This is a genomic window from Microcystis sp. LE19-10.1B (assembly GCF_027530565.1).
Classification (GTDB): Bacteria; Cyanobacteriota; Cyanobacteriia; order Cyanobacteriales; family Microcystaceae; genus Microcystis; species Microcystis aeruginosa.
Genome location: NZ_JAPZQM010000412.1, coordinates 1 through 9,377, shown reverse-complemented (window position 1 = coordinate 9,377; position 9,377 = coordinate 1). Strand labels below are relative to the sequence as shown.

The 9,377-nt window shown below is 45.3% G+C and carries 9 protein-coding genes; 6 read left to right on the top strand and 3 right to left on the bottom strand.

The features are described 5' to 3' along the window. Window positions 1–160 precede the first annotated feature (160 nt). Window positions 161–928, bottom strand: a complete 768-nt coding sequence (locus O9332_RS15005) for a creatininase family protein (protein ID WP_002759708.1) — start codon at window positions 926–928, stop codon at window positions 161–163. Between the two features lie 69 nt (window positions 929–997). Between O9332_RS15005 and O9332_RS15000 the strand changes: the two genes are divergently transcribed. The 3 genes from O9332_RS15000 to phoU all read left to right on the top strand — a co-directional run bounded on the left by O9332_RS15000 (window position 998) and on the right by phoU (window position 3,888). Then, window positions 998–1,750 carry a response regulator transcription factor gene (locus O9332_RS15000; RefSeq protein WP_002759707.1) on the top strand — a complete coding sequence of 251 codons (753 nt, stop codon included), beginning with the start codon at window positions 998–1,000 and terminating at the stop codon, window positions 1,748–1,750. A gap of 47 nt (window positions 1,751–1,797) precedes the next feature. Continuing rightward, window positions 1,798–3,099 carry a sensor histidine kinase gene (locus O9332_RS14995; protein WP_002759706.1) on the top strand — a complete coding sequence of 434 codons (1,302 nt, stop codon included), beginning with the start codon at window positions 1,798–1,800 and terminating at the stop codon, window positions 3,097–3,099. A 120-nt stretch (window positions 3,100–3,219) separates the two neighbouring features. Beyond that, window positions 3,220–3,888 carry a phosphate signaling complex protein PhoU gene (gene phoU, locus O9332_RS14990; RefSeq protein ID WP_002759704.1) on the top strand — a complete coding sequence of 223 codons (669 nt, stop codon included), beginning with the start codon at window positions 3,220–3,222 and terminating at the stop codon, window positions 3,886–3,888. Between the two features lie 49 nt (window positions 3,889–3,937). Here the strand turns inward: phoU and O9332_RS14985 are convergent, their stop codons facing one another. Further along, the gene (locus tag O9332_RS14985; RefSeq protein ID WP_288026212.1) at window positions 3,938–4,807 is read right to left on the bottom strand and encodes an ABC transporter permease; all 870 of its coding nucleotides are present in this window, start codon (window positions 4,805–4,807) and stop codon (window positions 3,938–3,940) included. Window positions 4,808–5,098: 291 nt separating this feature from the next. On the opposite strand from O9332_RS14985, the gene O9332_RS14980 reads away from it, so the two are divergent. The 3 genes from O9332_RS14980 (at window position 5,099) to O9332_RS14970 (ending at window position 8,728) form a co-directional block, all read left to right on the top strand. After that, complete coding sequence (locus tag O9332_RS14980; protein WP_002735370.1) at window positions 5,099–5,575, top strand: NAD(P)H-quinone oxidoreductase subunit N; 477 nt, start codon at window positions 5,099–5,101, stop codon at window positions 5,573–5,575. 322 nt (window positions 5,576–5,897) lie between these two features. Next, the gene (gene gltX, locus O9332_RS14975) at window positions 5,898–7,340 is read left to right on the top strand and encodes a glutamate--tRNA ligase (protein ID WP_288026210.1); all 1,443 of its coding nucleotides are present in this window, start codon (window positions 5,898–5,900) and stop codon (window positions 7,338–7,340) included. Between the two features lie 305 nt (window positions 7,341–7,645). Then, the gene (locus O9332_RS14970; protein WP_016515635.1) at window positions 7,646–8,728 is read left to right on the top strand and encodes an ATP-dependent 6-phosphofructokinase; all 1,083 of its coding nucleotides are present in this window, start codon (window positions 7,646–7,648) and stop codon (window positions 8,726–8,728) included. Between the two features lie 321 nt (window positions 8,729–9,049). Here O9332_RS14970 and O9332_RS14965 read toward each other — a convergent pair whose 3' ends face one another. After that, the gene (locus tag O9332_RS14965; protein ID WP_288026207.1) at window positions 9,050–9,160 is read right to left on the bottom strand and encodes a PEP-CTERM sorting domain-containing protein; all 111 of its coding nucleotides are present in this window, start codon (window positions 9,158–9,160) and stop codon (window positions 9,050–9,052) included. Window positions 9,161–9,377: the final 217 nt, after the last annotated feature.

Sequence of the window (9,377 nt, the reverse complement as noted above, 5' to 3'; positions counted from 1 at the left end):
TTTTAATTTATAGCGTTTCTGATTCACAAGAGGTACATTCCCGATCCTGAACAGCTTAATCAGCAAAGGTTTAAGTGTGCCGCACAGATGCGAGAACCGCTATAATTATAACCAGCTACTTACTTAGGGTTACAGTTAAATTATTCTGGGTCTCGGTGGCTTAGTCACTAATCAACTCAGACACAGGACAAGAGAGCCATTCTAAATAATTATTACTCAATTCTTTCACGGCTAATTCATAGAACCTCTGACCGTGTTCGGGAGTGGCTAAAGCAGGATTGGAACCCATACGACCATCGGGGTAGTTTTGGCGAAAATTAGCCGCACCGTAAATACCATGACCAGAAGCCACTTTTTCCGATAAAAAGGCATTTTTAAGGCTCTCAGGGTAAAGATACTGAGTTAACGCCACTTCGCTCGGTGTAGCGTGAGAACCTTCCTGATCTCCATACAATTCTTTGGCTAAAAGATAAACTTCTCGCACCATAAACCAGTTGGCCACTTGACATTTAACCTCGTTTGTGTTAAGCAAATTGAGGGAATCCAAATGATAATAGGTTTCCGCAAAAGCGGCTTTTAGGGTGGCAATATTGCCCCCGTGACCATTAATAAAGAAAAATTGACGAAAACCCGCTCTAGCTAAACAAGTCACATAGTCGAGGATGACTTGAATCAAAGTGCTAGGACGAAGACTAATTGTACCCGGGAAAGCCGTGTGATGTAGGGCCATACCGACATTTAAGGTGGGTGCTACCATTGCTCGTACCTGTTTCCCCACTCCTTTAGCGATCGCCTCCGCACATAGAGCATCTGTACCAATTAGTCCCGTCGGCCCGTGTTGTTCCGTGGAACCAATAGGAATAATAATTCCCTGAGATTGTTCTAGATAGGATTCCACCTCTAACCAGGTGGATAACTGTAATAACATTCGGCTCTACCCCCCCGAGTGCAGGTTGACCAATTGAGATAAAATTAGGACGAATAATCAAGTATTTTTATGTTAACCCTTGACACCCCCCCCTTGTCGGCGAGTACGGATTTCGTTCCCAATCATCGGATTTTAATCGTTGAAGACGAAGAAGTGATTCGGGATATGATTATTTTGGCTTTGGAAGAAGAAGGTTACGAGGCGCTCGGTGTTAGTGATGGTCGCGTTGCCCTAGAATTACTGCAAAGTCAAGAATCTAATCACGGTGAGTCTCGTTTTGATTTGGTCGTTTTGGATTTAATGTTACCCCAAATCAACGGTCTTGATATCTGTCGTCTGTTGCGCTATCACGGCAATATTATCCCGATTTTAATCTTAAGTGCTAAGGCCAGCGAAACCGATCGAGTTTTGGGTTTAGAAGTAGGTGCCGATGATTATCTGACTAAACCCTTTAGTATGCGCGAATTAGTCGCTCGTTGTCGCGCTCTCATTCGTCGTCAAGGATTTACTTCCCTAGCTGCCGCTCCCGTGCGAAAATTCCGCGATGTTCTTCTTTATCCCCAGGAATGTCGGGTGACGGTGCGAGATGAAGAAATTAACCTTTCTCCTAAAGAATTCCGTCTCCTCGACCTATTTATGAGTTATCCGCGCCGAGTTTGGTCAAGAGAGCAGTTAATTGAACAAATTTGGGGGCCAGATTTTTTAGGAGATACCAAAACCGTCGATGTTCACATTCGCTGGTTACGGGAAAAACTAGAAATCGATCCCAGTCAACCGGAATACCTGATTACTGTACGCGGTTTCGGTTATCGTTTTGGCTAGGTGAGCGATTATATTTTCCCGATTAGCGATCGCCGCTCGCGCAGACAATGACTATTTTCGCTTTTATTTTCGGAGTAGTTTTAGGTTTGAGTATTTGTTATTGGCAAGTCTCACGCTTAAATAGAGAGTTAAAGCGAACCCTAAGCGCTCTCTCGGATTCGGTGGATTTGTCGGCCTCTTTTCCCGTTACCTCCCTGGTGCGTCGAGAATTACAGTTTCTCTCCCAAAGTCTGCAAGAGCGAGAAAAGAGCTTAGAAATTCAGAAATCCTTGCTAGAACTAGCGCCGATCGCCTATCTTCATATAGATACCGATAATCAACTACTCTGGTGTAATCAACAGGCAATTAATCTCCTCAAACTCGATCGCTGGCAGCCAGATCAAGTGCGTCTGCTGCTGGAATTAGTGCGATCCTACGAATTAGATCAATTAATTCAAGAAACTCGCCAAAAACAGAGTCCACAGGTGCAAACTTGGACTTTTTACCCGACTAATTATCCTGTCAACCCCATTAGCGATCGCCAAGTGATTGCTCCTAAATCGATTGCCTTGAAGGGTTACGGTTATCCGCTGCCGGAAGGTGAAATCGCTGTATTTATCGAAAATAGACAGCCTTTAGTCGAATTATCGCAAAATCGCGAGCGAGCTTTCTCTGACTTAACGCACGAGTTACGCACTCCCTTAACCTCCATTTCTCTCCTTACCGAAGCTTTACAAAAACGCCTCCAAGCTCCCGAAAGACGCTGGTTAGAACAAATGGCGAAAGAAGTGGAGCGTTTGAGCCAATTAGTCTGCGATTGGCTAGAAATTAGTGAATTACAAGCGGATGCGGGGCGCTCTTTACAATACCAGATGATTAATCTAGAGGACCTCATCAGCGCCGCTTGGCAGACTGTCACCCCAATAGCCGCCCAAAAACAGATTAGCTTAGATTATTCCTCTCCGGTGGATTGGACGCTGGAAGTGGATCACTCTCGTCTGCTGCAAGTTTTCCTGAATCTCTTTGATAATGCCATTAAGTATAGTCCCGATCAGGGGAAAATTCGCCTAGAAATTCGGGAAATATTCGATACTATCGGGGAAAAATGGCTGAAAATTGACGTTATCGACAACGGGAAGGGATTTAACGAAGCGGATCTACCCTACGTTTTTGATCGCCTCTTTCGTGGTGATCCTTCCCGCACCCGTCAAAAACAAGGCACAAAGGATTATAGTACCGGTTTAGGTTTATCGATTGCCAAAGAGATTATTCAAGCCCATGGCGGTTCGATCGTCGCTCAAAATGATCCTAACACCGGCGGCGCTCGCCTACAAGTCACTCTCCCGCGTCAAAAAAAGGAGGTGGGGTGATGGGTGTGGGGTGTGGGGAGAAAAAAAATCTGTCAAGTTCTCTGGACAACTGTACAAAATCGAAAATTTTCTTGTTATCACTGTAGAGAAAGAGTAGTTTTATGTTAAGCGAATCCGACCGTGAGCCTATCCAAAGAAACCAATCATCCCGATCGCACCTATTTCGCTCGTTCTCTCCAGCGATTGGAACAGGATGTGCTGAGAATGGGCACCTTGGTCGAAGAATCCTTTCGTCTTAGCCATCAATCCCTTTTTGCTAGGGATTTGGAAATGGCGAAAAAAATCGCCCCCCTTGACAAGGAAATCGATCGCTACTACCGTCAAATCGAGTTAGATTGTGCCACTCTCATGACTCTACAGGCTCCCGTAGCCCAAGATTTGCGGCTTTTAAGTGCTTTTATGCAATTAGTGCGCGATTTGGAACGTATCGGCGATTATGCCAAGGATTTGGCTGAAATAGCTCTCAAATTATTCGCCTATACTCCCCACGATTGTATGGGTGAGATCGAGGCTATGTCCCACCATGCCCAGTATATGTTAGCCACGAGCCTTGTTGCTCTGGCCGACCTCGATCAAGAAGCAGGTCCAAAGGTGAAAGAACTAGATAATACGGTCGATCGAGCCTATGATTATCTCTATCACACTCTCGCCCATCAAAGAGATATCAAGGGTGTGGTGGAACCAATCCTGCTGATGGCTTTACTAATCCGTCATCTGGAACGCATGGCCGATCACGCCACCAATATCGCCCAAAGGGTATCCTACATCGTTACCGGACAGAGAGGCTGAGGGTGTGGAGGCTCCTGAGATGATTTCTCTCGAACTCTGGCCCCCGCTTTTAGCGTTTACGACTCAGGGGGTTTACAATTTCACTTAACCCCTCCCCCAAGAGGGATAAACCCACCACCATCGTGGTCATTGCTAATCCGGGGAATAAAGTGGTCCACCAGATACCTGTAGATAAATCCGCCAAAGCTTCCTTGAGATCATGACCCCATTCAGGCACTTCTTCCGGTAATCCTAAGCCTAAAAAGCCTAAACCGCCTAAAACAAGGATCGCATCCGCCGCGTTGAGGGTAAAAAGAACTGGGACACTCTGGACGACATTAAAGAAAAGATATTTTGATAGTATCCGGCTAGGACTGGCACCGATCGCTCGCGCCGCTTCGATAAATAACTCATTTTTAACGCTGGCGGTTTGATTTCTGACCACGCGAAAATATTGGGGAATATAGGCAATGCTAACAGCGATCGCTACATTGAGGATACCACGACCCAAGACGAAAGCGAGAGCCACCGATAATAATAACCCCGGCAAGGTGTAGAGGGTATCCATGATAAAGAGGAGAACGCGATCGATCTTACCCCCCAAATAACCGCTAATTAACCCTAAAGGAACCCCGATGACTAAAGATAATCCTGTGGCCAAAAATACCACGGACAAGGCCGCTCGCGCCCCGAATAGGGTGCGGGAAAAGACATCATAACCGCGCACATTCGTCCCGAACCAATGGGCAGAACTGGGGGCTTGTAGGGGATAATTGCTTAAAATGTCGGTTGGATCCTGAATCAGTCCGATCGCTTGCAGAAGGGGCGAAAACAGGGCAATCAGGATAAAAATAATTGTCAATACCAACCCAACCCCTAGGAGTTTAGTGGTTAGGTTGGGTTTCAGAAAAGGATCGATCGGCAATTTAACAGGAGTCATCGACAAAATTTAGCCATTGCATAGAACGCTAATTGTACAAGAGCAGTGTTTTTTCAAACAGCCGGGGCCGAAACGACCATAAACCAGAGTAAGACTGCTAAAGCTAAAACAGTTAGTTTAATCAGGATATAAAGCAGTCCGTTGGGATAAAGGAGATCGTGAAACATATTACCTCCTTGGGAGAGTAGCGATTGTCCCTCTCTATCTTTGATCTTAAGTCTTTCTTTGTTCAGCTGACGCACAACTTAACAAAACGTGCGATTATAGGGGAAAAGATTTTTTTCACTAGCTATGGCACTACTGACCACGGGAAAACCATTTATTCGCGATCTGGAACAATACGGTGCTTTAGGGGTTTACGCACCCTTAGAAGGGGGTTACGAGGGACGCTATCAAAGACGTTTACGGGCCACCGGTTACAATGTCCTGCATATCACCGCTAGAGGTCTAGGGGATTTAAGTGCCTATCTTACCGGCATTCATGGAGTCCGTCCCCCCCATTTAGGTAAAAAAAATATTGGTCGGGAAGCAGCCGTCGGACCGGTTTATTTTATTCCTCCCATTGCTACCTATCAATTGGAAAATTTACCCCCCAAATCTAAAGGTTTAGTGATTTGGATTATTGAAAGTTTTGTTTTGTCCTCGGAAGAAAAACAATACTTAATTAATCTTAGTCAACAGGAACCCCGGTTAAAATTTGTCCTCGAATTGGGTGGGGAAAGATATTTCCGTTGGCAACCTTTGAGCAAATCTTTAGTCGCTGCCTAAATTACCGAAATAACACGGTTATTGAAATATCTCCCCCTCAACCCCTCTCCCCGGAGAGGGAAACTTCAATTCTTGAGAGTTTGTTGTTCCTCCCTCACCTTTTGGTAGCTATTTATTTAAGTAGGGAGGCAAAATTCTTTGTAGGATGGGTTAGCGGTAGCGTAACCCATGCGGGAGTTGGGTTTCATGCTTCAACCCAACCTACGTTCATCTTATATTTAATTCCACCCACCCACTTAATTTTCTTAATTTCGCGAGTTGGCCTAGGTGAATTTGCCATAATATGGGATATCGTTGCCGCAAAAAACCTAGGAGTTAAATCGTGACAGTGAGAGTTCGTATTGCCCCCAGTCCCACGGGAAATTTACACATTGGAACAGCACGCACAGCCGTGTTTAACTGGCTTTTTGCCCATCATCACCGGGGTAAATTTATCTTGCGCGTGGAAGATACAGATTTAGAACGTTCTCGACCAGAATATACGGAAAATATTCAAGCGGGCCTACAATGGTTAGGACTGAATTGGGATGAAGGTCCTTTTTTTCAAACTCAACGCCTTAATTATTATCGTCAGGCTATTCAAACCCTGCTCGATCGAGGTTTAGCCTATCGTTGTTATTGTACCCCAGAAGAATTGGAAAAAATGCGGGAAGAACAAAAAGCCCGCAATTTTGCCCCCCGTTACGATAATCGTCATCGTTATCTCACCCCCGAACAACAAGCTCAATTCGAGCAAGGGGGGAGAAAAGCAGTAATTCGTTTTATTATTGACGATGATCGAGAAATTATTTGGCAGGATTTAATCCGGGAAAAAGTTATCTGGAAAGGTAGTGATTTAGGGGGGGATATGGTGATCGCTCGTACCTCGGAAAATGGGGAGGAAAACTTCGGTCAGCCTCTCTATAATTTAGCGGTAGTTGTTGATGATATCGATATGGAAATTACCCATGTTATTCGTGGGGAAGATCACATCGCTAATACGGCTAAACAAATTCTTTTATACGAAGCTTTGGGGGCAAAAGTGCCGGAGTTTGCCCACAGTCCTTTGATCTTAAATCAGGAGGGTCGCAAGTTATCTAAACGGGATGGAGTCACTTCGATCGATGATTTCCGAAAACTGGGTTTTCTGCCGCAAGCTTTGGTTAATTACATGACTCTCCTCGGTTGGACTCCTCCCGATTCCACTGAAGAAATTTTTACCCTTGAAACGGCCGCTGAAGTGTTTAGTTTAGAACGGGTAAATAAAGCGGGGGCAAAATTTGACTGGACTAAACTGGATTGGATTAATAGTCAATATCTCCATCGTTTAACCGGTGAGGAATTAGTGCCTTTACTTCTCCCTTACTGGCAAGAAGCAGGGTATAATTTTGCTGCTGAAACCGATCGAGCTTGGTTGATCGGTTTGGCTACTCTCATCGGTCCGAGTTTAACTCGTTTAAGCGATGCTGTCGCTGAAAGTCGCTTACTTTTAACCCCTCTGGCTAATTATAATCAGGAGGCTTTAAGTCAATTACAATTAGAGGGAGTTAAGGATATTATCAAGGATATTCTCGCCGCTATTACTCCCGATTTGACCGGAGAAGCTGCTAAGGGAATTGTTGAGACAACAACTAAAGCCCATCGGGTTAAAAAAGGTCTGGTGATGAAGTCTCTACGCGCCGCTTTGATGGGGGAGTTACACGGTCCGGATTTAATGCAGTCTTGGCTACTTCTCAATCAAAAAGGTTGGGATCTATCCCGTCTTCAGCAAGCAGTAAATAGTTAAATTGATCGGCTATCAGTTATCAGAAAATTTCTCGTATATTAGGGTTGACAAATGCCCTAAGATTGCTATATACTTTCTAGTATAATGGGAATCCGTGTCGCCCTGCATACCCTGCTCGTGATCGATTGACCAGTATTAAAGTTAAAAACCCGGAGGTGGGTCAAACTTCCTGCTAGGGGGACTGAGGGGACAGGGGCGGATTTTTCCCCTAGCTGTCAGGGACGATCTAGAAACTTTCTTAATTTTCAGGCATTATCCGCAACTTTTCCCTAAATATAGATTTGTTGATCTCCTGACAAAAACCTATGGGTGAAAAAAAACGAATTGGAATTCTCACCAGTGGTGGTGACTGTGCGGGTTTAAATGCCGCCATTCGTGCCGTTGTCCACCATGCCAGTGGCAATTATGGCTGGGAAGTGGTGGGTATTCGAGAAGCAACTAACGGATTAGTTAGCCGTCCCCCCAAAACCACTATCTTTGATATTGAAGGAGTCGATCGCCTGTTGGTGATGGGAGGAACAATTCTCGGTACTACCAATAAGGGGGATCCCTTCGCTTTCCCGATGCCCGATGGAACCCTGATCGATCGCTCTCAGGACATCATTGACGGCTATCATAGTCTGGGACTGGATGCCCTGATCGGCATCGGTGGCGATGGTAGTCTGGCGATTTTGCGCCGTATTGCCCAACAGGGAGGCATTAATCTGATTGGTATCCCCAAAACCATCGATAATGATGTGGGAGCTACAGAAGTCTCCATCGGCTTCGATACAGCTACTAATATTGCCACAGAAGCCCTCGATCGCCTCCATTTTACCGCCGCTAGTCATAACCGGGTGATGATTCTAGAAGTTATGGGTAGAGATGCCGGCCATATCGCCCTGGCTGCCGGTATTGCGGGGGGGGCTGATATCATTCTCATTCCCGAAATTCCCTACCGATTAGAGAAGGTCTGCGAGAAGATCCGGCAACGGCAGCGTATGGATAAACAGTTTTCTCTGATTATTGTCTCCGAGGCTGTGCGTACGGAAACCGGCAATCGCCTAGTGCAAAAGGAAGCCCTAGGAGAAGATCGTCTCGGGGGTATCGGTCGCTATTTAGCCGAAGAAGTTGCCAGGGAAACCGGGGCCGAAACGAGAGTGACTTTCCTGGGCCACATTCAACGGGGGGGTATTCCTTCTCCGATGGATCGCTTACTGGGGGCGGCTTTTGGGGTGGCGGCCGTGGATCTGATCGCCAGGGGAGAATTCGATCGCATGGTGGCCTGGCAAAATCGGCAAGTGGTCAGTGTTCCCATTGAGGAGGCGATTAAAACCTATCGCGTCGTCGATCCCGAAGAAACTTTAGTCAAAACCGCCAGGGGTTTGGGTATTTGTCTAGGGGATTGAGATTAAATCTAGGGGAATCGGTGCGAGAATTAATCCTTAAGTATCGCCCTTTCCCCACCGATTAAAACTACCCCTCAAATAAAGAAGTTATTTCACCATTAAGGTAACTGCTGTAATTAACTTCCGTTATGGCATAAAATTACAATATCTATTAAATTTTACCCTATCGGTACAAAAAATCTTTTTCTACCACAAGAAACTACTTTTGAGCAATTAATTAATAAAATTTAATAAGTAGAAGCACAGGCAAAACATAAAACCCCCTCAACTGACTGAATGAAGGGGCATTTATAGTATTTTTGTAAGCAATTTAGCCTACTTTTATGGTTTGAGTTTGCGCTTGAGGGTTGAAGCCGCGCCGAGAGTAACGAGGGCTACAAGGCTGAGGGTTGATGTAGGTTCGGGGACTGACTTTAGTTGTCCAAACGCCATAACTTCTCCCACTCCGTATAGGCGATCGCCTTGTGTTCCGAAGATACGAAGATATCGCGCTTCTACGGGGGTGAAATCGGGAGCATCCCAATTTTGCCATAAGTATAAATGCTTAGAGACTAAAAACGTTAGCTAAGGCAAAATAAAGAGAAACAATTAAACGGTAGAATCATGAATACAGACCAAAAAGAACAACTAGATCAACATTTAAAAGCCA